This is a genomic window from Leclercia sp. CFBP8987, assembly GCF_034044995.2.
Lineage (GTDB): Bacteria > Pseudomonadota > Gammaproteobacteria > Enterobacterales > Enterobacteriaceae > Enterobacter > Enterobacter tamurae.
The window spans coordinates 1,134,292-1,158,625 of sequence record NZ_CM188255.1; the positions used below are offsets into that span (position 1 = coordinate 1,134,292).

The 24,334-nt window shown below is 58.7% G+C and carries 26 protein-coding genes; 7 read left to right on the forward strand and 19 right to left on the reverse strand.

Annotated features, from left to right (window positions below):
- Nucleotides 1–19 precede the first annotated feature (19 nt).
- A complete protein-coding gene (cueR, locus tag SOM40_RS05280; protein ID WP_106992209.1) occupies nucleotides 20–430 on the forward strand; it encodes a Cu(I)-responsive transcriptional regulator in 411 nt (136 codons plus the stop codon).
- Here cueR and SOM40_RS05285 read toward each other — a convergent pair.
- From SOM40_RS05285 to tesA, 7 genes are all read right to left on the reverse strand, one after another.
- Nucleotides 427–1,143, reverse strand: a complete 717-nt coding sequence (locus tag SOM40_RS05285; protein ID WP_320530641.1) for a DUF3142 domain-containing protein — start codon at nucleotides 1,141–1,143, stop codon at nucleotides 427–429. The genes cueR and SOM40_RS05285 overlap by 4 nt on opposite strands.
- Nucleotides 1,113–3,257 carry a PA5441 family protein gene (locus SOM40_RS05290; protein ID WP_320530675.1) on the reverse strand — a complete coding sequence of 715 codons (2,145 nt, stop codon included), beginning with the start codon at nucleotides 3,255–3,257 and terminating at the stop codon, nucleotides 1,113–1,115. The genes SOM40_RS05285 and SOM40_RS05290 overlap by 31 nt, the downstream gene beginning before the upstream one ends.
- A gap of 16 nt (nucleotides 3,258–3,273) precedes the next feature.
- Nucleotides 3,274–3,732, reverse strand: coding sequence for an NfeD family protein (locus SOM40_RS05295; RefSeq protein WP_261642010.1), 459 nt, complete (start codon nucleotides 3,730–3,732; stop codon nucleotides 3,274–3,276).
- The gene (locus SOM40_RS05300; RefSeq protein ID WP_106992212.1) at nucleotides 3,729–4,643 is read right to left on the reverse strand and encodes an SPFH domain-containing protein; all 915 of its coding nucleotides are present in this window, start codon (nucleotides 4,641–4,643) and stop codon (nucleotides 3,729–3,731) included. Before SOM40_RS05300 ends, SOM40_RS05295 begins: the two co-directional genes overlap by 4 nt.
- Nucleotides 4,644–4,816: 173 nt before the next feature.
- Entirely contained in the window at nucleotides 4,817–5,671 is an 855-nt protein-coding gene (locus SOM40_RS05305; RefSeq protein ID WP_106992213.1) for a co-chaperone YbbN, read from the reverse strand.
- A 57-nt stretch (nucleotides 5,672–5,728) separates the two neighbouring features.
- On the reverse strand, nucleotides 5,729–6,538 hold the full coding sequence (locus tag SOM40_RS05310) for an SDR family oxidoreductase (RefSeq protein ID WP_166181762.1): 810 nt from the start codon (nucleotides 6,536–6,538) through the stop codon (nucleotides 5,729–5,731).
- Nucleotides 6,528–7,151 (reverse strand): multifunctional acyl-CoA thioesterase I/protease I/lysophospholipase L1, encoded by a 624-nt coding sequence (gene tesA, locus SOM40_RS05315; RefSeq protein ID WP_505311353.1) that lies wholly within the window; start codon nucleotides 7,149–7,151, stop codon nucleotides 6,528–6,530. Before tesA ends, SOM40_RS05310 begins: the two co-directional genes overlap by 11 nt.
- Here tesA and ybbA point away from each other — a divergent pair.
- From ybbA to SOM40_RS05330, 3 genes are all read left to right on the forward strand, one after another.
- Entirely contained in the window at nucleotides 7,122–7,808 is a 687-nt protein-coding gene (gene ybbA, locus SOM40_RS05320) for a putative ABC transporter ATP-binding protein YbbA (protein WP_262672392.1), read from the forward strand. The genes tesA and ybbA overlap by 30 nt on opposite strands.
- Complete coding sequence (gene ybbP / locus SOM40_RS05325; protein ID WP_320530642.1) at nucleotides 7,805–10,219, forward strand: putative ABC transporter permease subunit YbbP; 2,415 nt, start codon at nucleotides 7,805–7,807, stop codon at nucleotides 10,217–10,219. Before ybbA ends, ybbP begins: the two co-directional genes overlap by 4 nt.
- Nucleotides 10,220–10,401: 182 nt before the next feature.
- Nucleotides 10,402–11,547: a porin gene (locus tag SOM40_RS05330; protein WP_320530643.1), complete on the forward strand. Its 1,146-nt coding sequence runs from the start codon at nucleotides 10,402–10,404 to the stop codon at nucleotides 11,545–11,547.
- An 88-nt stretch (nucleotides 11,548–11,635) separates the two neighbouring features.
- Here the strand turns inward: SOM40_RS05330 and mnmH are convergent, their stop codons facing one another.
- The 7 genes from mnmH to ppiB all read right to left on the reverse strand — a co-directional run bounded on the left by mnmH (nucleotide 11,636) and on the right by ppiB (nucleotide 16,361).
- Nucleotides 11,636–12,706, reverse strand: coding sequence for a tRNA 2-selenouridine(34) synthase MnmH (gene mnmH / locus SOM40_RS05335; protein WP_320530644.1), 1,071 nt, complete (start codon nucleotides 12,704–12,706; stop codon nucleotides 11,636–11,638).
- 74 nt (nucleotides 12,707–12,780) lie between these two features.
- On the reverse strand, nucleotides 12,781–13,848 hold the full coding sequence (purK, locus tag SOM40_RS05340) for a 5-(carboxyamino)imidazole ribonucleotide synthase (protein WP_320530645.1): 1,068 nt from the start codon (nucleotides 13,846–13,848) through the stop codon (nucleotides 12,781–12,783).
- Nucleotides 13,845–14,354 (reverse strand): 5-(carboxyamino)imidazole ribonucleotide mutase, encoded by a 510-nt coding sequence (gene purE / locus SOM40_RS05345; protein WP_032616904.1) that lies wholly within the window; start codon nucleotides 14,352–14,354, stop codon nucleotides 13,845–13,847. The genes purK and purE overlap by 4 nt, the downstream gene beginning before the upstream one ends.
- A gap of 173 nt (nucleotides 14,355–14,527) precedes the next feature.
- Complete coding sequence (locus tag SOM40_RS05350) at nucleotides 14,528–14,716, reverse strand: hypothetical protein (protein WP_106992221.1); 189 nt, start codon at nucleotides 14,714–14,716, stop codon at nucleotides 14,528–14,530.
- Nucleotides 14,717–14,786: 70 nt separating this feature from the next.
- Nucleotides 14,787–14,996, reverse strand: coding sequence for a YdgH/BhsA/McbA-like domain containing protein (locus SOM40_RS05355; protein ID WP_106992222.1), 210 nt, complete (start codon nucleotides 14,994–14,996; stop codon nucleotides 14,787–14,789).
- Nucleotides 14,997–15,140: 144 nt separating this feature from the next.
- The gene (lpxH, locus tag SOM40_RS05360; protein WP_262662484.1) at nucleotides 15,141–15,863 is read right to left on the reverse strand and encodes a UDP-2,3-diacylglucosamine diphosphatase; all 723 of its coding nucleotides are present in this window, start codon (nucleotides 15,861–15,863) and stop codon (nucleotides 15,141–15,143) included.
- A 3-nt stretch (nucleotides 15,864–15,866) separates the two neighbouring features.
- Nucleotides 15,867–16,361, reverse strand: a complete 495-nt coding sequence (gene ppiB / locus SOM40_RS05365) for a peptidylprolyl isomerase B (RefSeq protein ID WP_106992224.1) — start codon at nucleotides 16,359–16,361, stop codon at nucleotides 15,867–15,869.
- A gap of 298 nt (nucleotides 16,362–16,659) precedes the next feature.
- Here ppiB and cysS point away from each other — a divergent pair, with 298 nt between their 5' ends.
- The gene (cysS, locus tag SOM40_RS05370; protein ID WP_320530646.1) at nucleotides 16,660–18,045 is read left to right on the forward strand and encodes a cysteine--tRNA ligase; all 1,386 of its coding nucleotides are present in this window, start codon (nucleotides 16,660–16,662) and stop codon (nucleotides 18,043–18,045) included.
- A gap of 79 nt (nucleotides 18,046–18,124) precedes the next feature.
- Here the strand turns inward: cysS and SOM40_RS05375 are convergent, their stop codons facing one another.
- From SOM40_RS05375 to folD, 5 genes are all read right to left on the reverse strand, one after another.
- Nucleotides 18,125–18,646, reverse strand: coding sequence for a metal-dependent hydrolase (locus SOM40_RS05375; RefSeq protein ID WP_106992226.1), 522 nt, complete (start codon nucleotides 18,644–18,646; stop codon nucleotides 18,125–18,127).
- 72 nt (nucleotides 18,647–18,718) lie between these two features.
- Complete coding sequence (gene malI / locus SOM40_RS05380; protein WP_320530647.1) at nucleotides 18,719–19,735, reverse strand: Mal regulon transcriptional regulator MalI; 1,017 nt, start codon at nucleotides 19,733–19,735, stop codon at nucleotides 18,719–18,721.
- A 73-nt stretch (nucleotides 19,736–19,808) separates the two neighbouring features.
- Nucleotides 19,809–21,308 carry a PTS transporter subunit EIIC gene (locus SOM40_RS05385; RefSeq protein WP_106992228.1) on the reverse strand — a complete coding sequence of 500 codons (1,500 nt, stop codon included), beginning with the start codon at nucleotides 21,306–21,308 and terminating at the stop codon, nucleotides 19,809–19,811.
- Nucleotides 21,309–21,544: 236 nt separating this feature from the next.
- Nucleotides 21,545–21,757 carry a ribosome-associated protein YbcJ gene (gene ybcJ, locus SOM40_RS05390; RefSeq protein WP_023334767.1) on the reverse strand — a complete coding sequence of 71 codons (213 nt, stop codon included), beginning with the start codon at nucleotides 21,755–21,757 and terminating at the stop codon, nucleotides 21,545–21,547.
- 1 nt (nucleotide 21,758) lies between these two features.
- Entirely contained in the window at nucleotides 21,759–22,625 is an 867-nt protein-coding gene (gene folD, locus SOM40_RS05395; protein WP_166181774.1) for a bifunctional methylenetetrahydrofolate dehydrogenase/methenyltetrahydrofolate cyclohydrolase FolD, read from the reverse strand.
- 320 nt (nucleotides 22,626–22,945) lie between these two features.
- Between folD and fimA the strand changes: the two genes are divergently transcribed.
- A complete protein-coding gene (gene fimA, locus SOM40_RS05400; RefSeq protein ID WP_320530648.1) occupies nucleotides 22,946–23,506 on the forward strand; it encodes a type 1 fimbrial major subunit FimA in 561 nt (186 codons plus the stop codon).
- A gap of 105 nt (nucleotides 23,507–23,611) precedes the next feature.
- Nucleotides 23,612–24,304 (forward strand): type 1 fimbria chaperone FimC, encoded by a 693-nt coding sequence (gene fimC / locus SOM40_RS05405; RefSeq protein WP_320530649.1) that lies wholly within the window; start codon nucleotides 23,612–23,614, stop codon nucleotides 24,302–24,304.
- Nucleotides 24,305–24,334: the final 30 nt, after the last annotated feature.

The following is a 24,334-nucleotide window of genomic DNA, read 5'->3' on the forward strand; positions in this document are numbered from 1 at the left end:
GGAAGGTCAAGGGGGAAACGTGAATATCAGTGATGTTGCCAAAAAAACCGGCTTAACCAGCAAAGCGATCCGCTTTTACGAAGAGAAGGGGCTGGTGACGCCGCCGCTGCGCAGTGAGAACGGCTACCGGAGCTATACGCAAAAGCACCTCGATGAACTGACGCTGCTGCGCCAGGCCCGTCAGGTGGGGTTCAATCTGGATGAGTGCGGCGACCTGGTGAACCTGTTTAACGATCCCGCCCGGCACAGCGCCGATGTGAAAAGCCGGACCCTGGAGAAGGTGGCCGAAATCGAACGTCATATCCTGGAATTACAGGCGATGCGCGACCAGCTGCTGGCGCTGGCCGAAAGCTGCCCGGGGGATGAGAGCGCCGACTGCCCGATCATCGACAACCTCTCCGGTTGCTGCCACCGCAAGGCGAAGGCCTAACCGCGCGCCGGGTTGAGCATAAACACCACCGTCCCGCGATACCAGGGGGAGCGCTGGAGCTGCGCTTCGGCCTGGCGATCCCGTTTGCCGTCCTGGACCAGCCCGAGCTTAAACGGAATGCGCAGCCGGGAGAGCGCGGGCAGATAGGCCTGATAATTCTCTACCGTATGGCGGCCCTGATAGCTCTGGATCACCAGCTCATCCACCGCCAGCGCGTTCAGCGTGGCGACATCCCCGGTTTTCGCCCAGTCCAGCAGCCCGGTCACCCCCAGGGAAAACTCGGGCGGCAGCTGCTGGCGTAATTGCTGTAAAAAGCGCGCGTAGTCTGCCAGCTGGTGGGTTGCGGCATCAAAATCGACCTGCAAACCCACCACCTGATTCCCGGCAGCCTGCCAGCGCTGCATCAGGCGGACAATTCTCGGCACGATGGCTGGCGGCACCTCAAGGGTGGTAAAGCGCACGGTCAGCCAGATGGAGGGAAAGGTCAGGCGGCTGACCGGCAGGCCGAGGCGCTGAAACACCACCTCATTCGGCCGGGCCAGCACTTCACCCTGATGGAGATAGACCGTTTGCGCCGCTTGCAACGCGTCGCTGGCCTTCACCCCCGACCAGAGCCAGAAAGCAGGGTGCTCCCGGGCGGTGACGATATCCGCCGCCTGCGCCTGTCCGGCCAGCAGCGCGGCTACCAGTAGTATTTGAGTTTTTGCGCCCACGGACTGCCCGGATACTGCGTTTTCAACTGCGAGAACCAGCCTTTGCGCTGGGCTTTTTCCACCTCTGGTCCGCCACACTCGTTATAGCCGGACGGGGCGTAACACATGATGGCCCGATAGAGCGCGTAGCTCTTATCTTCATGCTCCGCCTTCGGTGAAGCGATGACCTGCTGGTAGTAAGCCTGTCTGTTGAACTGCCCGTAGGGTGCTTTGCGGTGGATCGCCGCTTCCAGCACGACGTTGCCAGCGCTGTCTTTCCACAGATCGACATGGGTATTCGAGGTGCGGAAGAACTCGCCCAGACAGTTCAGGGCATGGGCATCTTTGGCGTTCTGGCTGAGAACCTGCACGGTTTTATCCAGACTACGGCAGACGTAACCGGCTTCGGCGGCCTCACCGTTCCAGTCGAAGGTGCTCAGGTTAACATCGTCAAAGGCCTTGCCCACCACGGGTGACGTTATGGCGCTGGCGAGCTTTCTGTCATTTAACCAGTCGCTAAAGCGGTTCTCCGTCAAATCGCGCACCAGCAGGGTATGCAGCGCAATGGTGCGCTCTTCGTTGTTGGGCCCCTCGCTGGCCTGCTGGCGTAACCGCTCAGGCGAGGCCACGGCTTTCAGCACCCGGGAGCGATAACGCAGACTGGTGACGGCGCTATCCGGAGCAAAAATCGCCTCGGTATTGCCGCTAAAGACCAGGGTCGCCGCCAGTCTGGCCTGTACATACTGCTGCTGTTCAGCATCCTGGCTGAGCTTCAGCAGTTTCAGCCAGAAATCGCGCGCTGCGGGCCACTGCTTCTGCGCCATCAGCGCGTCGCCGTACAGCACCTGCTCGCTGAAGGCGAGAATGTCGTGCGTCGGGAGTTTTTCCGCCGGTTTGACGGCCTGAAGAATAGCGGCCTGGTTACCCGTCGCCTGCCACAGGTTCAACTGTAGATTGCGCCACAGCGCCAGCTTGCCGCTCTGTTCAAACGCCGGTTTGCTGGCGTTGAGATCCTCCTGGGTCAGGGTCGGTTTCTCGTCGCTGTTCAGGCGAAGGGCGCGCAGCAGTTCGATATAGCTGATCAGCGGCGCGTCGGGGAAGGCCTCCCGCACGGCGCGACCGTTGAACTGCATGCCGTAGACATTATCGTATTCAATTACCAGCCCACGCAGCGCCTTTGCATCGCCAGCCTGCTGGAACCGCTGCTCATACAGACCCGCCAGCTGCGGCCAGGCCTGCAGATACCAGTTGATGCGACGCAGCATGCCACGCGCCGACTCAGCATAACGCCCCTCCGGCCAGCGCTGGAGATAGGCCTGGGCGGCTTTCTGCGCCTGTTCAGCGGCCGGGCGGTCGATGCGATCGATATCAAAATCGCCGTACTCGCCCATGCTGTTCTGGCTGCTTTTGTTCAACGCGGTGCGCATCAGCATATAGCTGGCGGTCTCTGCCAGCCACGGACGATCGCTGTCGACAAGCGAGGTAAAGGCCCGATCCGCACCCGCGTAATCCCCGGCATAAAAATGGGCCGCTCCGGTCAGATAGGTTTTATACAGCAGGGCAGAGGATCCCGCCGGGAGCGTCGCCAGGGCGGCGGAAATCTGCTCATCGGTGGCACCCGCGTAGAGCCCCAGACGCGCCTGGCCCAGGGCATGGCGCTGCTCAGCCGTCAGGGAATCGTCGGCCAGCAGCGCGGCAAAAAACTGGCTGAGGCTGTCGGCACTGTTTGAGACGAAGCGGTTTTCCTGCTCGCCGTCCTGATGGGTTTCGACGGGCTCAAGCTGCAACGCGGCCAGCTGCTTCGTGAGAAGGCTCTGTTCGGCCGGTTTATCCGCCGCTGCGGCGGCCGGGGCATCGACGTCATCCCACTCCGGGTGGTAAGCAAAGTAGACATCCCGGGAGCGGGTGATATCCGCAGGCATCGACTGCACCGGCAGGGCGAAGGATTTGGCTTCGCTCAGCAGACGCAGCAGATTGTCGCGGGAGTCGTTACCAGGGATCAGCACCGGATCGCCTTTCAGCAGGCAGTGCTCATCGCTCCAGTTGCAGTCTTCCATATCAAAGGAGGCGAATGCCGGGGCGGCGCTCGCCAGTAATGCGCTAACGCTGATTGCCAGCGTTGTCTTCCTGACCATCATGCTATTCCTGTTCTTATCGGGAAAGGGCCCGGATGCGAAGGGTGATCCCTTCGACAGCCACAACTTCAACTTTGGTGCCGGGGCTGAGATCGTCCTCGGCAATGACCGGCCACGAGCTGTCGCCGACGCGCATATGACCGCGCCCGTTCACCAGGGCGGTATCCAGGGTAAACTGCATCCCCACCAGCTGCTGTCCGCGCTGGTTGAGGCGGGCATCGGCGGGTTTTTGCCTGCGCACCTGCCTTGAGAGCCAGCGCCACCAGAGCCAGGCGGCCGTCAGGGTCAGCACGGCAAACAGCGCCCCCTGCCACGCCCAGTCGAACGGCAATACCCAGACCAGCAGCCCGACGATCACCGCCGCCACGCCGCTCCACAGCAGGTAGCCGTTGCCGCCGAGCATTTCAGCCGCCAGCAGCAGGCCACCAAGGCTCAGCCAGAAGACATGCGGATGAAGCGCGATCGTCTCGATCATAATTTGCGCTCGTTGCCGCTGGTTTTGATCAGTTCCGCAATGCCGCCGATCGCGCCCATCAGGCTGCTGGCATCCAGCGGCATCATCACCACTTTGCTGTTATCCGCGGAGCCGATCTGCTGCAATGCTTCGGTGTATTTCTGCGCCACGAAGTAGTTAATCGCCTGGATATCCCCGGCGGCAATCGCCTCCGAGACCATCTGGGTGGCGCGGGCTTCCGCTTCCGCCGAACGTTCCCGGGCCTCAGCTTGTAAAAACGCGGACTGGCGTTCACCCTCGGCTTTGAGGATCTGCGACTGTTTCTCCCCTTCGGCCTTCAGGATCTCCGCCTGGCGCACCCCTTCCGCCTCGAGGATGTAGGCGCGTTTGGTTCGCTCGGCCTTCATCTGGGCGTTCATGGAGGTGATCAACTCTGCGGGCGGGCGCACGTCGCGAATTTCGATGCGGGTGACTTTGATGCCCCACGGGTTGGTGGCTTCATCGACGATATGCAGCAGGCGGGTATTAATGCTGTCGCGCTGGGAGAGCATCTCGTCCAGCTCCATGGAACCCAGCACGGTACGGATGTTGGTCATGGTCAAATTAATAATCGCCAGTTCAAGGTTGCTCACCTCGTAGGCCGCTTTTGGCGCGTCAATCACCTGAATAAAACAGACCGCGTCGATGGTGACGTTAGCGTTATCCCTGGATATCACCTCCTGGGAGGGGATATCCAGCACCTGCTCCATCATATTGATCTTGCGACCAATGCGGTCCATGAAGGGCACCACCAGGCTTAAGCCGGGCTGCAAGGTGTTGGTGTAACGACCAAATCGCTCAACCGTCCACTGATAGCCCTGCGGGACGATTTTCACCCCGGCGGCAACAATGACCAGCGCGACGAAGATCAGAATGGGGATGACGATGAACATATAAAACCTCCTGTTTTGTATTCCATGTGGCGATAACAACTGTTCGTTTGTTACCCACAAGTATACCGACAAACAGGGCCAACTTCGCGCCGAATCAACCAGGCGGGCAGGATCCAGACATAAAAAAGCCCCGCTAAAAATGGCGGGGCCCGATGAATGACTTGACCAGAGGATCAGTACAGCAGGGCGTAAAGCTTACGGCGATAGGTTGAGGCCAGAGAGTCACCCGTGCCGAGCGCGGCCAGAATTTCCTGGAACATTTTACGCGCCTGACCGTCAGCGGCAGCCAGATCGGTTTTCAGATGACCGAACAGCAGTTCCAGCGCCTCTTCGTTACGACCGACCTGATGCAGCTGCAGGGCCAGCTGGCTGGCCAGCGCGGCGTCGGCTGGGTTGGCGGCGACGTGCTGCTGCAACTGCTGAATTTCCGGGGTATCCGCGGCCTGCTTCAGCAGTTCAATCTGCGCCACCAGGCCCTGATAACGGGTGTCCTGATCCTGCAGAGGGATAGTCTTCAGCACGCCTTCGGCATCTTCGGAGCGTTTCAGGATAATCAGCGTCTCCGCCAGCAGCAGGCCGGTTTCGCTGTTGTGACCGGAGAGCTCCCAGGCCTCTTTCAGCAGCGGCAGGGCGTCGTCATGTTTGCCTTCGGCCATCAGGGCTGCTGCCTGCTGCGCTTTCAGCTCATCTTCGCGCGGTAGCACTTTATCCAGCAGGGCGCGAACCGCCTCTTCCGGCTGTGGACCCTGGAAGCCATCTACCGGCTGACCATTCTGGAACAGATACACCGTCGGGATGGCGCGCAGGCCAAACTGTGAGGCGATCATCTGCTCGGCGTCGCAATCCAGTTTTGCCAGAATAAACTGACCGTTGTACTGGGCCGCAAGCTTCTCGAGCACCGGCGTCAGCTCCAGACAGTGCTGGCTACGTTCAGACCAGAAGTAGAACAGCACCGGTTTGGTCATCGACTGTTCAAGGGTCTGGTGCAGGTTGGCTTCGGTAATGTTGACAATATTCTGTACGGACATGCGGCATTCTCGGTTATGAGTTTTAATTTACATGGGGGCGCGGCGCGTGGCTTCAACTCAGCCCTGTAAAATTTTGTCCATCATCCGGCCGGGCAGCAGGCGCTTCAGCAGGCCGACGGCATGGGTCACCAGGGTGACCGGATAACGCATTTTAGGGTTTTTGCTCTCAAAAGCATGGCGCACTTTAGCGACTACCGCCTCCGGGCCGAGCGTAAAACGTGCGGCAATACCCGGGTTTTCCACCGGCTTGTCGGCCTGGGTCTGATTGACGTTGTCGGTAAAACGGGTGCGGATGGGGCCGGGCTCAATCAGGCTCACCTTAATGCCGCTGTGGCGCAACTCCATGCGCAGCGCATCCGACCAGGCTTCCAGGGCGTATTTGCTGGCGGCGTAAGCCCCGCGTCCCGGCGTGGAGATCAGCCCCATCACCGAGGAGGTCATCACGATCCGCCCTTCGCCGTGCGGCAGCATGGCAGGCAGCAGACGCATGGTGAGCTGGTGGACGCCAAAAAAGTTGGCGGAAAATTGCTGTTCAAGCTGCTGGCGGGTGACGGTCTGCAGCGGGCCGTAAACGCCGAAACCGGCATTATTAAACAGCCCGTACAGACGATTATGGGTGAGGGCGATCACCTCTTCGGCGGCGCGCTCAATGCTGTCGGTACAATCCAGATCCAGCAATACGCCGGTAAAACCCATCCCGTTCATCCGTTCAACGTCTTCGGGTTTGCGGCAGGCGGCCAGTACCCAGAATCCCTGACGCTTCAGTTCAAGGGCGCTTTCAAGGCCAATTCCGCTGGAACATCCTGTTATTAAGACCGATTTTTGCATAACTTTACCTGTCAGGATCTCCGCTGAATTACGAGTCATGTTTAACTAAGGGAGCCAGCCGGGTTGCCATCCAGTCGGCAATAAACGGCTGTGCGTCCCGATTGGGGTGAATACCGTCATCCTGCATCCACTGCGGTTTCAGGTAGACCTCTTCCATAAAAAAGGGCAGCAGCGGAACATCGAACTCTTTGGCAAGCTTCGGATATATCGCACTGAAGGCTTCATTATACCGACGACCGTAGTTGGCGGGCAGACGAATTTGCATCAACAGCGGCTGGGCATTGGCGGCGCGAATATCCTGCAAAATTTTGCGCAGGGTCTGTTCGGTCTGTTGAGGCTGGAAGCCGCGCAGACCGTCATTGCCGCCGAGTTCCACCAGCACCCAGCGCGGCTGATGCTGTTTCAGCAGGGCAGGCAGGCGCGAAAGCCCCTGTTGGGAGGTATCGCCGCTGATGCTGCCGTTGATAACGGTCGTTTTAGTCTGCCATTTATCGTTCAGCAGCGCAGGCCAGGCGGCACTGGCCGCCATCCGGTAGCCCGCGCTGAGGCTGTCGCCCAGAATTAATAACGTGTCCGCCGCCGCGGCGCGAAATGTCATCAGAATCAGAAACAGGAAGGGCAAATGCCAGCGGAAAACATTGTTGAAGTTCATCATCTTAAGAAGTCCGTGGGTCAGGGTGAGCACGAGCTTTCCATCCTTACCGGAGTTGAACTCATTGTCAAACGCGGGCAGAGCATCGCCCTGATTGGTGAGTCGGGTTCCGGCAAATCCACCCTGCTGGCGATCCTTGCCGGTCTGGATGACGGCAGCAGCGGTGAGGTCCACCTGGTCGGGCAACCGCTGCATGCGCTTGATGAAGAGGCGCGTGCCGCCCTGCGCGCGAAGCACATAGGCTTTGTTTTCCAGTCGTTTATGTTGATCCCGACCCTCAATGCGCTGGAGAACGTCGAGCTGCCGGGGCTGCTGCGCGGCGAAAGTACCGGCCAGAGCCGGGCAGGTGCCAAAGCGCTGCTGGAGCAGCTGGGGCTGGGCAAACGCCTCGATCACCTTCCGGCGCAACTTTCCGGCGGGGAGCAGCAGCGCGTGGCGCTGGCCCGGGCATTTAACGGCCGCCCGGACGTGCTCTTTGCCGATGAGCCCACCGGCAACCTCGATCGCCAGACCGGGGATAAAATTGCCGATCTGCTCTTTTCCCTGAACCGCGAGCACGGCACCACGCTGATCCTCGTCACCCATGACCCCCAGCTGGCGGCCCGCTGCGACCGCCGTCTGCGCCTGGTGAACGGTGAACTGCGGGAGGAAGCATGATTGCCCGCTGGTTCTGGCGCGAATGGCGCTCCCCCTCGCTGCTGATCGTCTGGCTGGCGTTAAGCCTGGCGGTGGCCTGCGTGCTGGCCCTCGGCAGCGTCAGCGATCGGATGGAAAAGGGACTCAGCCAGCAAAGCCGTGAGTTTATGGCCGGCGACCGGACGCTGCGCAGCTCCCGCGAGGTGCCGCAGGCGTGGCTTGAGGAGGCGAGAAAAGCGGGGCTGAAGGTCAGCGAGCAGCTGAGCTTCCAGACCATGACCTTTGCCGCCGATACCCCGCAGCTGGCGAGCGTGAAGGCCGTCGATGATCTTTATCCCCTGTACGGCGAATTGCAGACCACCCCGCCGGGCCTGAAACCGGCTCCGGGCACGGTGCTGCTGGCCTCGCGTCTGATGGCCCTGCTGAATTTAAAAACCGGCGACAGCATCGACGTCGGCGATGCCACTCTGAAAATTGCCGGGGAGGTGGTTCAGGAACCCGATTCCGGATTTAACCCCTTCCAGATGGCGCCACGCCTGCTGATGAACACCGCGGATGTGGCCAACACCGGGGCGGTACAACCCGGGAGCCGCGTCACCTGGCGCATTAAGTTTGGCGGCACGCCCGCACAATTAGCGAGTTACGAGAAGTGGCTCCTGCCGCAGCTGAAGCCGGAGCATCGCTGGTCCGGGATGGAGCAGGAAGAGGGTGCGCTCGGCAAGTCGCTGGAGCGATCCCAGCAGTTCCTGCTGCTCTCGGCGCTGCTGACTCTGCTGCTGGCGGTAGCGGCGGTGGCGGTGGCGATGGGCCACTACTGCCGCAGCCGTTACGACCTGGTGGCGATCCTCAAAACCCTGGGAGCGGGCCGGGCGCAGCTGCGCAAGCTGATCGTCGGCCAGTGGCTGATGGTGCTTGCCCTCTCTGCCATCACCGGCGGGGCGATGGGGCTGCTGTTTGAAAAAGTGCTGATGGTGCTGCTCAAGCCGGTGCTGCCTGCCGCGCTGCCGCCTGCCAGTCTGTGGCCGTGGCTGTGGGCCATCGGGGCGATGATCGTTATCTCCCTGCTGGTGGGGCTGCGTCCGTATCGCCTGCTGCTGGCAACCCAGCCCCTGCGCGTCCTGCGTCGGGATGTGGTCGCCAGCGTCTGGCCGCTGAAGTTTTACATTCCGGTTATCGTCGCGGTGGTTGTGGCGCTGCTCGCCTGGCTGATGGGCGGCAGCATGTTGCTGTGGGCGGTACTGGCCGGGGCGGTGGTGCTGGCGCTGCTGTGCGGCGTGCTGGGCTGGATGCTGCTCAGCGTCCTGAAAGGGCTGACGGTGAAATCCCTGCCGGTGCGTCTGGCGGTGAACCGCCTGCTGCGCCAGCCGTGGTCGACCCTCAGCCAGCTGTCGGCGTTTTCGCTGTCGTTCATGCTGCTGGCGCTGCTGCTGGTGCTGCGCGGCGACCTGCTGGATCGCTGGCAACAGCAGCTCCCGCCGGAGAGCCCGAACTATTTCCTGATCAACATCGCCCCGGAGCAGATCGCACCGCTGAAGGGGTTCCTCGCGGAGCACCAGATTATCCCCGAATCGTACTACCCCATCGTGCGGGCGCGTCTGACTCAGATTAACGGCCAGACGACCGAGGGCAACAAGGATGAATCGCTTAACCGCGAACTCAATCTGACCTGGCAGGATAAACGGCCGGACCATAATCCGATCACCGCCGGCAGCTGGCCGCCGAAAGCGGGGGAGGTGTCGATGGAGGAGGGGCTGGCGAAACGCCTCAACGTCGGGCTGGGGGATACGGTAACCTTTACCGGCGATACCCAGGACTTTAGCGCTAAGGTCACCAGCCTGCGCAAGGTCGACTGGGAGAGCCTGCGACCGAACTTCTTCTTTATCTTCCCTGCCGGGGCGCTGGACGGGCAGCCTCAGAGCTGGCTGACCAGCTTCCGCTGGGAGAACGGCAACGGCATGCTCACCCAGCTTAACCGCGAGTTCCCGACCATCAGCCTGCTGGATATCGGCGCGATCCTTAAACAGGTCGGGCAGGTGCTGGAGCAGGTGAGCCGGGCGCTGGAGGTAATGGTGGTACTGGTGACGATATGCGGCGTGCTGTTGCTGCTGGCGCAGGTGCAGGTCGGGATGCGTCAGCGTCATCAGGAGCTGGTGGTCTATCGCACCCTGGGAGCAGGCAAAAAACTGCTGCGCACCACCCTGTGGAGCGAGTTTGCCCTGCTGGGGCTGGTGGCAGGCCTGGTGGCGGCCATTGGGGCTGAAACCGCGCTGGCGGTGCTGCAAACCCGGGTATTCGACTTCCCGTGGGAGCCGGACTGGCGGCTGTGGGTGATCCTGCCGCTCTGCGGGGCGGTGATGCTCTCGCTGTGCGGCGGCTGGCTGGGCGCTCGTTTACTGAAAGGCAAAGCCCTGTTCCGTCAGTTCTCCGGTTAATTCCCCTCCGCAATCATTACGCGCCGGTTAATATACCGGCGCATTCCACTTAAGTAGCATAAAAAGATAATTCCTTGAGTATTAGTGGCACAAATCATTAAAAACCGGGCAACACGGACGGATTAATCCTGGTTAATATTCACCTGCTAAATAAATGGCAGTGTGTCTATCAAGGAAAAATAATGACCATAACTAAAAAAGCGCTGGCGGTAACGATCGGCGCAGCAGTGGCGTTGGCGTCTTTTGCATCCCAGGCTGAAATCATCGTACTGAAACAAGATCCGCAGGCGGGTGACCCGCTGAGCCGTCTGAATTTCACCGTGGGCGGCAGTATCCGTCCTCAGTTCCAGAACATGACCGGCGACGACGGCAAGAACAGCTACAAGCGTAACGGCTTTGACGGCGGCACCCGCTTCCGTTTCGCAGCAGATTACTACCTTTTTGATGACATCAGCTGGATCAGCTATTACGAGCTGGGCGTGAACATTCCGGCCCAGTTCAACTGGGACAATCACCATGCCGACGGTGCGCACGACACCTCCCGCCGTATGCTCTACACCGGCCTGAAAAGCGACACCTGGGGTACTCTGACCTTCGGCCAGCAGAACAGCGTTTACTATGATGTGGTGGGCGCGAAAACCGATATCTGGGACTACGACATGATCGGCCAGGCACCGGGTAACGGCATCAACGGCGACTACGACGGCTCTTACCGTTCACGCCAGATGCTGAAGTACAAGAAAACCCTCGGCGATGCGGACATCTACGCCTCTTACCTGTTCGAAGACAGCGAATATCTGCCGGGCAACGGCCTGCGTTACAAGCGTAAAGGCGGCGGCTCGCTGGGTGTGGATTATCGTCTGACCACCGACCTGACCTGGGGCGCGGCCTGGAACTACACCCGTGCCGACATGCGTAACCCGGATAACGGCGACAGCAAGTCCTGGGATCAGAACATCCTCGGTACCGCGCTGAGCTGGACCCCGGACAACTGGACCTTCTCCGCAGGCGGCGGCTGGTATCAGAACTTTACGACCAGCAAAAAAGTGTCAGTAAATGACTACTTCGCGGGCGATGCGTGGGGGATTGAGTACTTTGCGGGCTATAAATTCCCGATTGGCCAGTATGCGGTGAAATCCATCCAGCCTTACTTCATGGGCGATCGCATTGAAACCATGAATGGCCGCAACTACCAGCGCATCGACAACGGCGTGGGTATCAGCTTCCAGCTGGATTACGGTTTCCGTGTGGATTATGAGCACGTGTTCACCTCCAGCACCGACGATCTGGGCGATATGAACCTGGTGCGTCTGCGTTACGACTTCTAACCCTCACCCTAACCCTCTCCCTGAAAGGGAGAGGGAATAGTCGGGTAGAACTTGTAGGCCGGATAAGCGTTAGCGCATCCGGCTTTTTTCAACGACTCAGCCAGCCAGCTACGTCCTCAAACGTCCCACGATAAACAATCTTGTCCGCCTTCTTCTCCAGCTGAAAGCGATACATCGGATCGTAATAATCGTTCAGCAGCGGTGCCAGCCAGCTAAAGTGCGCTTCGGTATCACCTGTGCGCTGTTGCTCGACGAGCGCGCTATCCAGCAGGGCCGTTAATTCAGCAAAACGCTGTAATCCCAGCCGACGGCGGATGGCAAACAGACCGTGGTGCAGGTACTCACCGTACTCAATCCAGCCCGCCTCTTCGCCCCGCGCAGTGCGAAAAGCCTGCCACATCTGCTCGAAATACTCTTCCCGCAGACGCTCCAGACGCGCCTCGAACGGATCTTCCACCACCGCAATCGGCGACTGCACCATGCGGTCACGCAGGCACTCCGGCAGGTGGTTAGAGCCAATCATCCGCCCCTCGTCTTCCAGCACCCAGCGCGCGGCGTCCTTTTTCAGCAGCTCCACCGCGAGATGGTTTTCAAAGCTGGCCTGCGAAAGCTGCGGCGTCAGCGTGCGGCCAAACGACGAACCGCGATGGTGCGCCAGCCCTTCGAGGTCAATCCCGTCAGGCCGGGCCTTCACAAGCAGCGTTTTGCCGCTGCCGGTACAGCCGCCAATCAGCACGGTCGGTTTTTGCACCTGCTCGACGGTAGCCTGTATTGCCGCCTGGCGCAGGGCTTTGTAGCCCCCGTGGATCAGCGGGTAATCGACGCCAGCCTCTTTCAGCCATGCCTGCACGATATGCGAGCGCTGCCCGCCCCGGGCGCAACAGAGATACCCCTGGGGTTGCGCGAGACAGGCGGCACGCCAGGCCTCGAGGCGCTGATTGCGCGTCTCGCCGCTCACCAGCCTATGGCCGAGCGCAAGCGCCGCCTCCGGCCCCTGGCGTTTATAGCAGGTGCCCACGGCGGCGCGTTCGTCGTCATTCATTAACGGCAGGTTGATAGCCGCAGGCATGGCGCCCTGAGCAAATTCCACGGGGGCACGCACATCAATTACTGGCGTGTCGGAAGTAAGAATGGCGCGGTAGTCCGTCCCATCGTTCATAAGGATCCCTCAAAACAGCGATGGGCAGGATTTTACGCCGGGGAAGGGGAATAGCAACTCCCCGGCGGTGGGGCTTAACTCAGCGTGGACTGCGCCCAGGCGATACCGCTGGCGTACTCCGGCGGCAGTAGAGGCACAATGGCGTCGAGCGTTGCGCTCAGGCGAGAAATATCGCTGTCGTTCAGGTTGAGGTGGCCGACTTTACGCCCTGGACGAACCTCTTTGTCATACCAGTGCAGATGCACCAGGGGCAGATTCAGCCAGTCGTAGTTCAGATCGGTACCGATCAGGTTGATCATCACTGACGGGCTGTTGACCACCGGCTGCGGCAGCGGCAACCTGGTAATGGCGCGCAGGTGCAGCTCAAACTGGCTGATGGAGGCACCGTTTTGCGTCCAGTGGCCGCTGTTATGCACGCGCGGGGCCAGCTCGTTGATCAGCAGGCCATCCGGGGTGACAAAGCACTCCATCGCCATTACGCCGACGTAGCCCAGCTCCTGCATAATCGCCGAGAGCATACTTTCGGCCTGCGCCTGCTGAGCCGCATTGGCCTGCGGGAAGACCACGCTGGTGCGCAGAATGCCGTCCTGATGCAGGTTGTGGGTCAGGGGATAAAAGACGGTGCTGCCGTCGTGGCCGCGGGCACCCACCAGCGACACTTCGCCGCTGAAGTTAATCCCCTGCTCAACGATGCACTCCCCGTAGCACTCATCCGGCAACTGGTCGGTTTCACCGTCGCGCAGACGCCACTGGCCGCGTCCGTCGTAGCCGCCGACGCGGCGCTTGACGATTGCCAGCTCGCCCAGGGTGGCAAACACGCCGGACCACTGGTTTTTATCCGTCAGCAACTGCCACGGCGCGGTGGCAAGGTGCAGATCGTCGAACAGCTGCTTTTGCGTCAGACGGTCGGCAATGATCGGGAAGACGTCGCGGTTAACGAAGGCGTTATGGCGAGCCAGTTCACGGGTGAGGGCAGTTTCCGGCCAGCGCTCAATCTCTGCGGTGATCACGCTCTGCTGGAAGGGCACGGCTTCGGGTTCATCGTCCAGCCCGACCGGCCAGACGGCGATCCCCAGCGGTTCACCGGCCTGACGCAGCATGCGGCCTAACTGACCGTTACCGAGGACGCACACCTGTTTCATGCCGCACCTCGCGGGTCCGGGTTCTCCAGTACCTCGTCGGTCTGGGCGGTACGCCATGCGACCAGGCGCTGATGCAGTTCTTTATCATGAGTGGCGAGGATCTGTGCGGCAAGCAGAGCAGCGTTAGCGGCACCGGCTTTACCAATCGCCAGCGTCCCCACCGGAATGCCGCGCGGCATCTGCACGATGGAGTAGAGGCTATCGACGCCGCTCAGGGCAGCACTTTGTACCGGGACGCCGAGCACCGGCACCAGGGTTTTGGCGGCAATCATGCCGGGCAGATGCGCAGCCCCGCCGGCACCGGCAATAATCACCTGATAACCGTTCTCTTCTGCGCCTTCGGCGAAGCTGAACAGTTTATCGGGGGTGCGGTGTGCGGAGACCACTTCAACGTGGTGAGGAACGTTCAGGATGTCAAAGATTTCGGCGGCGAACTGCATGGTAGCCCAGTCGCTTTTGGACCCCATCACGATGGCGACACGCGCCGGATTATTGCTGGAAGACATGCGTCTTAAAACTCCTGTGGTGCTCAATTCTCGGCTTTTGAGGTGACAGAGAATAGCACGATAGCTAGGCAAGGAAAACGGTTGCGCGGCTAAAACTTCTGCCAACGTCCGTCTGTTGCAGGAACAAAAAAACCGCCTTTCGGCGGTCTTTTCACAGGAGGCTTACGCTATCGTTACAGGAGATTGCCTGCGGTCAGGTTCTCTTTGTCGAAGGCATGGTTCACATCAATATGATTCTGCTGGAACCTGGTGTCGATATTCGACCCGGCCTCCGGCATGGAGACGTGATGCTCTGCAGCCATTGCGCCAGATGACAGTGAAGCGGCCAGCAGCAGGGCGCTGACGATGCTGATATTTTTCATTCTCTTTTCCTTCTTCATCGTATTGTCGCTGTCGCTGGGCTCTTATCTGGCGGCACGGCAATCAGTTAAATTATTTAGTCAGTTCAGCGGTCATGTGCACGCGGTTGTCGAACTGGGCGCTGGTGATTTTGTACGCGGCGCCTTCTTTAGCGGCCTGGGCGGCAATTTGCGCTTCGGCACGGTCCAGGGTAGAGGCGGTAGCGCTGACGCTCTGAGCGAAAGAACCGAAAGAGATCAGAGAAAGCGCGGCAACTGCAACGAAAGTTTTGATGGATTTCATGGTCGTATTCCTTAAATGATTTTGTTTGGGGTAGGGCGTTGTTGCCCTGATGTGAGTAATCATAGGCCGACCAGAGTGTGATTAAAATCAAAACAATTTGCCGATACTATTCAAAAAAATTGAATGATTTTCGGGCGGGGGAATTCAGAATGGGAAAGCGATCAGTTCCACGCCTTCGGGCGTGACCTTGATCATCGAGCCTTCGGTGTGCCAGGCCCCTAACACCACGCGGTGAGCGGGCTCGCCGTTGACGGTCAGATCGTGCACGTCCGGGCGATGGGTATGGCCGTGGATCAGCCACTGCACCTGATGTTTCTCCATCACGCTGACGACCGCCTGCGGATTGACGTCCATGATGGTCATCGATTTACTGCTGTTGGCGGCTTTACTGCCGGCGCGCATCTTCGCCGCAATGCGGCTGCGGATAAACAGCGGCAGGGCGAGAAACAGGGTCTGGATCCAGGGGGTATGCACTTTAGCGCGAAAAGCCAGATAGCCGGTATCGTCGGTGCAGAGGGTGTCGCCATGCATAATCAGCACGCGGCGGCCATACAGGTCGAGGACGGTCTCTTCCGCCAGCAGGGTCATGCCGCTTTCACGGGCAAAACGCTTGCCGATCAGAAAGTCGCGGTTGCCGTGGATAAAGAAGCAGGGGACGCCGGAATCAACCAGCGTTTTAAGCGCACTTGCTATCTCGCGGTGCAGCGGGTTGGGATCGTCGTCGCCAATCCAGGCTTCGAACAGATCCCCGAGGATGTAAAGCGCATCGGCATGCCGGGCTTCACCCTGTAAAAAACGCAGAAAACCGGCGGTGATCGCCGGTTCTTCTGTTTGCAGATGCAGATCTGCAATAAAGAGTGTCGCCACGAATTATTCGCTGACGGTCACGCTTGTGATCACTACGTCTTCTTTTGGAACGTCCTGGTGCATACCGCTGCGGCCGGTAGAAACGCCTTTGATCTTCTCAACAACGTCCATGCCTTCAACCACTTCTGCGAACACGCAGTAGCCCCAACCCTGCAGGCTTTCGCCGGAGAAGTTCAGGAAGTCGTTGTCTGCCACGTTGATGAAGAACTGCGCGGTTGCAGAGTGCGGAGCCTGAGTACGGGCCATTGCCAGCGTACCACGGGTGTTTTTCAGACCGTTGTTGGCTTCGTTTTTGATCGCCGCTTTGGTCTCTTTCTGGTTCATGCCAGGCTCAAAACCGCCGCCCTGAATCATGAAACCGTTAATAACACGGTGGAAAATGGTGTTGTTGTAGAAACCTTCGCGGCAGTAGTCCAGGAAGTTTTTAACTGTTTCAGGCGCTTTGTCATCAAAGGTCTTGATTACGATATCGCCATGATTAGTGTGGAAAGTAACCATTTTTGCATCCTGTTCCGTTTATAGTGGTGCTTCGACCCCGCGGGGGGCCACAATAAGCGCTTGTTATAGCATAACCTCACGGCGCGATCACCTTGCATTGTGTGCTGCTTCGCGTTTGAATTACGGGTACACGCCTCATCCTTTAAGCTGCCTCATCGTTGGCTGCGTTCAGAAACCCCGGTCACATAGTTATCTATGCTCCCGGGGATTTCTTCGCTTGCCGCCTTGATGCAACTTAAATGATTTTGCGTGTAGAATATGCCGTTTTCACCCACACACGTCTCACATGGAATCTTCGATGTTAAAAATCTTCAACACACTGACGCGCCAAAAAGAGGAATTCAAACCTATTCATGCCGGGGAAGTCGGCATGTACGTGTGTGGTATTACCGTTTACGATCTCTGTCATATCGGCCATGGCCGTACCTTCGTCGCCTTCGACGTAGTGTCACGCTATCTGCGTTTCCTCGGGTACAACCTTAAGTATGTACGCAATATCACCGATATCGACGACAAAATTATCAAGCGTGCTAACGAGAACGGTGAAAACTTCGTCGCGTTAGTCGATCGCATGATTGCCGAAATGCACAAGGATTTTGATGCGCTGAATATCCTGCGCCCGGACCTCGAGCCGCGTGCCACGCACCATATCCCTGAGATCATTGAGATCACCGAACAGCTGATTGCCAAAGGTCACGCCTACGTGGCGGACAACGGCGACGTGATGTTCGACGTCCCGACCGATCCGCACTACGGCCAGCTCTCCCGTCAGGACCTGGATCAGCTCCAGGCCGGGGCGCGCGTGGACGTGGTTGACGTGAAGCACAACCCGATGGACTTCGTGCTGTGGAAGATGTCCAAAGAGGGCGAGCCAAGCTGGCCATCGCCGTGGGGCGCGGGCCGTCCAGGCTGGCATATCGAATGTTCAGCCATGAACTGCAAACAGCTGGGTAACCACTTCGACATTCACGGCGGCGGTTCAGACCTGATGTTCCCGCACCATGAAAACGAAATTGCCCAGTCCACCTGCGCCCACGACGGCGAGTATGTGAACTACTGGATGCACTCCGGGATGGTGATGATTGACCGCGAGAAGATGTCTAAATCGCTGGGCAACTTCTTCACCGTGCGCGACGTGCTGAAGTATTACGATGCCGAAACCATCCGCTACTTCCTGATGTCTGGCCACTATCGCAGCCAGCTGAACTACAGCGAAGAGAACCTCAAGCAGGCGCGTTCCGCCCTGGAGCGTCTGTACACCGCCCTGCGCGGAACCGACACTTCCGTAGCGGCGGCCGGTGGCGAGGCGTTCGAAGCCCGTTTTGTCGAAGCGATGAACGACGACTTCAACACCCCGGAAGCCTACTCGGCGCTGTTTGATATGGCCCGTGAAGTGAACCGTCTGAAAGGCGAAGATGCCCATGCCGCTAACGCGCTGGCCTCCCATATGCGTAAGCTGGCTGGCGTGCTGGGTCTGCTGGAGCAGGCGCCGGAAGTGTTCCTCCAGAGCGGTGCTCAGGCGGATGATGGCGAAGTGGCGGAGATTGAAGCGCTGATCAAAGCCCGTCTGGAAGCCCGTCAGGCGAAAGACTGGGCCGCAGCCGATGCCGCGCGTAACCGTCTCACCGAGATGGGGATCATTCTGGAAGATGGCCCGCAGGGCACCACCTGGCGCCGTAAGTAACCCCTCACCCTAACCCTCTCCCCATAGGGGAGAGGGAATAGAACGTAGGCCGGGTAAGCGCAGCGCCACCCGGCTTTTTTTACCGCCGCCGCCACCACAACAACCCCATCAGCACCACCCCCGGCAGCCACACCCACAGCAGTTCCGAAAGAATCACCTGATGCCCGTAAGGCGTGGTGTAGCGCGACAGCGCAAAGGGCGCGACCTTGATCACCTGCCAGGGCGCAAAGAAGCGTTCATCCGACCACGGCCACAGCCAGCCGACCCCTTTCCCGCCCGTCGTCACCGAGTCCAGCAGGCTGTGTGACAGCAGCGATACCGTTAAAAACAGCCAGCAGCGTACCAGGCCGGCCCTGAACCATCGTCGGGCGACTAACACGCAGAGTAACGGCACCACAAAAGCGAACAGCAGAGAGTGGGTAAAGCCGCGATGACCAAAAATATTGCCGTAGGCGACGCCGAACTTAAACGACAGCACGTCGGCATCCGGCAGCATGGCGAGGACAATCCCGGCAAACAGCAGGCGAGGGGGAATAACCCGGGTGCCCAGCCCTAAGCCCAGGCAAATCGGCACCGCGGCGTGGGTAATGATGGTTGGCATAACAATTATCCATGGCAAATCATGGAAATATAGCAGAGCGCGGCTAACCGCAGAGCCGGGCGTAAATCTGAATTATGCCGACTCACGGGCGATCAGCTGCCCTGACAGGGTAATGCGCTGGGTTTGCAGTTCAGGCTCTTTCAGCTTGCGGATCATCAGCCCTGCCGCCTGACGGCCCGTCTCTTCGCTGGCGGAGGAGACATAGGTAAAGGACGGCGAGGTCAGGTTGACGTGCAGCATATCCTCAAACCCCACCAGCGCCACCTGCTGGGTCAGAAACACATCTTTCCCCACCGTGCGGCCCACGTGGTGAATACCCGAGATGGAGCCGATCATCGCATCCGGCGAGTGGCAGAGCAGGGCGGTGATGGTGTTGTTTTTCTCCAGCAGCTGCCGGGTGGCGAAACTTACCGCCCGTGTATCGTCGCTGCAGGCGGGAGCGGATTCATCCCGGAACACCAGCCCGTTTTGCGTCATCGCGCTGCGAAAACCGAGCAGACGCTGCTCGCGGATCAGATCCCCTTCCATCCCGCCGATATAGGCGATATTGCGATGGCCGCGCTCAATCAGATAGCGGGTGGCCAGATGCGCCGCCTGGCGGTTATCGCGCATCACCAGATTGCAGTTTTCATCCAGCAGCGACTGCGACACCGCCACCAGCGGCAGCGGACACTGACGGATCAACGCCGGGAGAGCGGCATGACGGGTGTCAGACGCCAGGTAGATCACCCCGGCGACGCCCTGCTGCTTAAAAGAGAGCAGGCAGCGCTCCAGGTGCTCGCCATCGTTCAGCGGCTGGCCGAGAAAAACCATATAACCCTGCTTCTCCAGCTCCTGGACGATGCTCGCCATCACCTTGATGGAAAAGCTGTCGCTGAAGTCGCGCAGGATCAAACCGATAAGATTAGAGGTGTTGGCGCGAAGGTTGGCAGCGGCAATGTTATGCACGTAGCCCAGGGCGGTGATGGCGGCATTGACTTTGTCGATCGTCGCCTCGGAGATCTTTCCTTTCTGACGCAGGACCAGCGAGACGGTGGAGACGGAAACCCCTGCCTCTCTGGCGACATCAATGATGCTGACCTTCTTCACATCTTCTCCCTGAAATGCCCGATAAGACAACGTCTCCCGTAAGATACAGGAGACGTGTCGGTCAGGCAGCTTATTATTTACCGATCATGGTGGACATCGTCTGGGCGATAAACTGCGCCCTGGCGCCAAAGATAACCTGAATGCCGGAGTCGCCGACGAAGACCACGCCGCGTGCGCCGAGGCCGTTCAGACCGTCTTTATCCACCATCTCGCTCTTCGCCACTTCCAGACGCAGACGGGTGATGCAGGAGCCGACGGAGTCGATGTTCTGCGCCCCGCCCAGCAGGCCGATGATTTCGGTGGCGATTTCGCTATCCGTTTTGTCATTCGCATTGGCGGTGACTTCAGTACGGCCCGGCGTTTTCACGTCGAAACGACGGATCACAAAGCGGAAGGTGAAGTAGTAGATCAGCGCCATCGGGATCCCGATGATAATGGCGTTGAGGAAGTTGGTCTGGTAGCCGTTAAACGACGGCAGGATCCCGAACGACAGGTAGTCGATAAAGCCGGCAGAGAAGGATTTGGCGATATGGGCATGCATCAGGTACATGGTCATGTATGCCAGGCCCGCCATGATGGCGTTAAAGACGTAGAGGATCGGCGCCACGAAGATAAAGGTGAACTCTACTGGCTCGGTGATCCCGGTCAGGAAGCAGGTCAGTGCCGCAGAGAACAGGATCCCGGCCGCAATCTTTTTGTTTTTGGTGTGCGCTTCGTGGTACATCGCCAGACAGGCCGCAGGCAGCGCGAACAGCATCAGCGGGAACTCGCCCTGCATGAACTTACCGGCGTTCTGGTAGGTGTCGCTGCTGAAGGATTTGGTGCCTTCTTCCAGCATTTTGAACCAGATAGTCTGGTCGCCGTGGATCACCTGGCCCGCCTGGGTGGTGTAATCCCCGAACGAATACCAGAACGACGGATACCAGATGTGGTGCAGACCCAGCGGGATCAGCGCACGTTCCACCAGACCAAAGATAAAGGTTGATGCCGCCTGGTTATCGCCGTTAACCACCACCGACAGGGCATCGATTCCGGCCTGGATATGTTGCCAGATATAGGGCAGCAGCAGGCCCATCAGGAACGACAGGAACGCCGTTGCAATGGCGACAAAACGCTTCCCGGAGAAGAAGCCGAGGAATTCCGGCAACTGCATGGTGTGGAAGCGGTTATAACACCAGGCGGCGAGGATACCGCACAGCAGGCCGCCAAAGACCCCCATCTGCAGCGTCGGGATGCCCACCACCATGGCGTATTTCCCGCCCTGGGAGGCCATCTCCGGCGTAATGCCGAGTACGGTGCCGATGGTGATGTTGGTGACAAACACCGCCACCGCCGCCGACAGCGCCGCGATCCCGGATTCGGATGCCAGCCCGACGGCCGAACCGATGGCAAACAGCATCGGCAGGTTATCAAAAATGACGCCGCCCGCGTTCATCATCAGCGGCAGGTGGAACTTATCCCCGAAGGCCAACAGCAGGCCTGCAGCGGGAAGCAGTGAGATCGGCAGCATTAAGGCGCGACCAATCATTGATAATTTCGACAACGATTTAACAAACCCTGATATCAGACTCATGCTGATTTCCCCCGAGTGCGCTCTGTGAGCGCTGTTATAGTGAGTAGAACGTTTTAGTAGAACGTTCTACTTATCGTGATGAAAGCCTGAAATTCGCGCAACTTAATTTTCACATTTCAACAGATGAAATAGTGATTATTTGAAGTTGATCGATAATTAACCGTGATAGGTGTGAGGGATTGGAGAGGAGGGGGTTGTAGGCCCGGCAAGCGAAGCGCCGCCGGGCATCAGACGACTCAGGCCGTAACGGTCACGCTCTGACCTTCAAAACTGACTGTCTGACCGGCAACAATCTTGCAGCGCTTGCGGGTCTCTACCACGCCATCCACTTTAACCAGACCGTCAGCAATGACGATCTTGGCCTGGGCGCCGCTCTCGCTCCAGCCTTCGAGCTTCAGCAGATCGCACAGCTCAACGTGCGGGTGTTTACCTAATGAAAAAGTGGCCATCTTACGCTTCCTCTACGTCGTGATACTCTTCGCACGCCTGCAAAGTATTCTGAATCAGTGTGGCGACGGTCATCGGACCTACGCCGCCTGGAACCGGGGTGATATAAGAGGCGCGGGCAGCGGCATCTTCGTACACCACATCGCCTACCACTTTGCCGCTCTCCAGACGGTTAATCCCCACGTCCACGACAATCGCCCCTTCCTTGATCCACTCGCCCGGAATAAAGCCCGGTTTGCCCACGGCCACGATCAGCAGGTCGGCATTTTCGACGTGCTGACGCAGGTTTTTGGTAAAGCGGTGGGTGACGGTGGTGGTGCAGCCAGCCAGCAGCAGCTCCATGCTCATCGGGCGGCCCACGATATTGGACGCGCCAATCACCACGGCGTTCAGGCCGTAGGTGTCGATGTTATAACGCTCCAGCAGGGTTACGATGCCGCGCGGGGTGCACGGACGCAGGCGTGGCGCACGCTGGCACAGACGGCCAACGTTGTACGGATGGAAACCGTCCACGTCTTTGTCCGGCGCAATACGTTCCAGCACCTTCACGTTGTCGATGCCCGCAGGCAGCGGCAGCTGGACCAGAATGCCGTCGATCGCGCTATCGGCGTTCAGGGTATCAATCAGCTCCAGCAGCTCTGCTTCGGAAGTGGTTTCCGGCAGATCGTATGAGCGGGAGAGAAAGCCCACCTCTTCGCAGGCTTTACGCTTGCTGCCGACATAAATTTGCGATGCCGGGTTGCTGCCGACCAGCACAACGGCCAGCCCGGGGGCGCGTTTTCCGGCCGCTGTACGCGCCTTCACTTTTTCCGCAACCTCAGAGCGCACCTGCTGCGCAATCGTTTTACCGTCAATAATCTTTGCTGCCATCAGAGAGAAGATTCCATCTGTAAGGTATGAAAGGGGGATTGCGCATATTTTGTCAGAAGCGAGGGCTGATGTCAGTCACACTTTGCGAGATTTCACCATTCGCCTGCCGCGCACCCCCGATAACCCCGCATTCGGGATGGGTACTTTCTTAGGCGATTTTAGGAGGTAACCGGGTTAACTGGCAGTATTTGGGCATATTCACCGCTTTATTCCTGGGCTACTTTAGCCACGTCCAAAATAATGCATCAATTATGCAAGTGATAGTCACGCTACTTTCCGGTTGCCATCGGGAAGGGCTTTTTACATTTAAAGGAAATCCTATGAATTTAAGTACTATTTCAGCGGCTGTGGTTGCTACTCTGGTATTAATGTCTGGCGCAGTCTGGGCTGAAGATCCGCCAGCGGTTTCGGTTAATGGCGGCACCGTGCATTTTAAAGGTGAATTAGTCAACGCGGCCTGTGCAGTAAATACCAAATCTGCCGATCAGATTGTTTATCTGGGGCAGTACCGGACGGCGAAATTTACCAAAGTGGGCGACACCACGGTGAATATCCCGTTTACCATTGTACTGAACGACTGCGATCCGGCGGTGGCGAAAACCGCGTCCGTGGCCTTTACCGGTCAGATTGATGCCACTGACGATACCCTGCTGGCAGTCTCTTCCGGCAGCAACGACAACGCGGCAAAAGGCGTGGGCATTGAAATCCTCGACAATAAATCCAGCACGCTGACCCCGGATGGCGCCAGCTTCTCTGCGGCCCAGGCGCTGATTGAAGGCTCTAACACCCTGAACTTTGCCGCACGTTATAAAGCGACCGCGGCGACCACCCAACCCGGCCAGGCAAACGCCGACGCAACCTTCGTGATGAAGTACGAATAATAGCGCGTCAGGTCTCAGGGATGAGACCTTTTACCTTGTGTCTGGCTAACGTTTATTTCTGACGACATACAGATCTGTAAATATTTTATTAAAGGTAACCTGGTGATGAACCTGATCGTTAAATCGGGCGCGGTTGTTTATTTTATTTATAGCCTTTTATCCGGGGTTGCTTGTGCATCGGGAGGTATTGCTCTGGGCGCCACCCGGGTTATTTATCCGGCAGAGGCGCAGCAGACCTCCCTCGCAATGACCAACAGCAATAAACAAGAGCGCTATTTAATTAATGCCTGGATTGAAAACGAGCAGGGAAAAAAAGAAAAAACCTTCGCCGTGACGCCACCGCTGTTTGTCAGCGAGCCGAACAGTGAGAACACCTTGCGGATTATTTACGCCGGGCCGCCGCTGCCCGCCGATCGCGAATCGCTCTTTTATATGAACGTGAAGGCGATCCCGTCGGTGAATAAAGCCAGTCTGGAAGGCAAAAACGTCCTGCAGCTGGCGATTTTGTCGCGGATCAAGCTCTTCGTGCGGCCAGCCAGGCTAGAGATGCCCCCGGAGGAAGCCCTGTCGCATCTGCGCTTTGCGCGCACAGGCAACTACCTGAAGGTGAGTAATGCCTCACCTTATTACATCACGCTGGTCAATGTTCAGCTCGGCGGGCAGAAACTGGATAACCTGATGATCGCCCCAAAAAATCACGCCATGCAGGCGATCCCGGCCGGGGCCAGCGGCAGCCTCTCCTGGCAGAGCGTTAACGACTACGGCGCGATTACGCCAGCCCGCAGTGTCAGCCTGTGAGCAGAGGCAGGATCATGACGCACGCGCGAG

Excerpts from the sequence above, each read along its gene's own strand:
- ybbP (WP_320530642.1), top strand. The coding sequence starts at position 7,805 with ATGATTGCCCGCTGGTTCTGGCGCGAATGGCGCTCCCCCTCGCTGCTG.
- tesA (WP_505311353.1), bottom strand. The coding sequence starts at position 7,151 with ATGAACTTCAACAATGTTTTCCGCTGGCATTTGCCCTTCCTGTTTCTG.
- fimA (WP_320530648.1), top strand. The coding sequence starts at position 22,946 with ATGAATTTAAGTACTATTTCAGCGGCTGTGGTTGCTACTCTGGTATTA.
- ybcJ (WP_023334767.1), bottom strand. The coding sequence starts at position 21,757 with ATGGCCACTTTTTCATTAGGTAAACACCCGCACGTTGAGCTGTGCGAT.
- folD (WP_166181774.1), bottom strand. The coding sequence starts at position 22,625 with ATGGCAGCAAAGATTATTGACGGTAAAACGATTGCGCAGCAGGTGCGC.
- purE (WP_032616904.1), bottom strand. The coding sequence starts at position 14,354 with ATGTCTTCCAGCAATAATCCGGCGCGTGTCGCCATCGTGATGGGGTCC.
- ybbA (WP_262672392.1), top strand. The coding sequence starts at position 7,122 with ATGCCAGCGGAAAACATTGTTGAAGTTCATCATCTTAAGAAGTCCGTG.
- SOM40_RS05300 (WP_106992212.1), bottom strand. The coding sequence starts at position 4,643 with ATGTTCATCGTCATCCCCATTCTGATCTTCGTCGCGCTGGTCATTGTT.
- SOM40_RS05330 (WP_320530643.1), top strand. The coding sequence starts at position 10,402 with ATGACCATAACTAAAAAAGCGCTGGCGGTAACGATCGGCGCAGCAGTG.
- SOM40_RS05355 (WP_106992222.1), bottom strand. The coding sequence starts at position 14,996 with ATGAAATCCATCAAAACTTTCGTTGCAGTTGCCGCGCTTTCTCTGATC.
- cysS (WP_320530646.1), top strand. The coding sequence starts at position 16,660 with ATGTTAAAAATCTTCAACACACTGACGCGCCAAAAAGAGGAATTCAAA.
- SOM40_RS05295 (WP_261642010.1), bottom strand. The coding sequence starts at position 3,732 with ATGATCGAGACGATCGCGCTTCATCCGCATGTCTTCTGGCTGAGCCTT.
- mnmH (WP_320530644.1), bottom strand. The coding sequence starts at position 12,706 with ATGAACGATGGGACGGACTACCGCGCCATTCTTACTTCCGACACGCCA.
- fimC (WP_320530649.1), top strand. The coding sequence starts at position 23,612 with ATGAACCTGATCGTTAAATCGGGCGCGGTTGTTTATTTTATTTATAGC.
- SOM40_RS05350 (WP_106992221.1), bottom strand. The coding sequence starts at position 14,716 with ATGAAAAATATCAGCATCGTCAGCGCCCTGCTGCTGGCCGCTTCACTG.
- SOM40_RS05305 (WP_106992213.1), bottom strand. The coding sequence starts at position 5,671 with ATGTCCGTACAGAATATTGTCAACATTACCGAAGCCAACCTGCACCAG.
- SOM40_RS05290 (WP_320530675.1), bottom strand. The coding sequence starts at position 3,257 with ATGGTCAGGAAGACAACGCTGGCAATCAGCGTTAGCGCATTACTGGCG.
- SOM40_RS05310 (WP_166181762.1), bottom strand. The coding sequence starts at position 6,538 with ATGACTCGTAATTCAGCGGAGATCCTGACAGGTAAAGTTATGCAAAAA.
- purK (WP_320530645.1), bottom strand. The coding sequence starts at position 13,848 with ATGAAACAGGTGTGCGTCCTCGGTAACGGTCAGTTAGGCCGCATGCTG.
- ppiB (WP_106992224.1), bottom strand. The coding sequence starts at position 16,361 with ATGGTTACTTTCCACACTAATCATGGCGATATCGTAATCAAGACCTTT.
- SOM40_RS05385 (WP_106992228.1), bottom strand. The coding sequence starts at position 21,308 with ATGAGTCTGATATCAGGGTTTGTTAAATCGTTGTCGAAATTATCAATG.
- SOM40_RS05375 (WP_106992226.1), bottom strand. The coding sequence starts at position 18,646 with ATGCCAACCATCATTACCCACGCCGCGGTGCCGATTTGCCTGGGCTTA.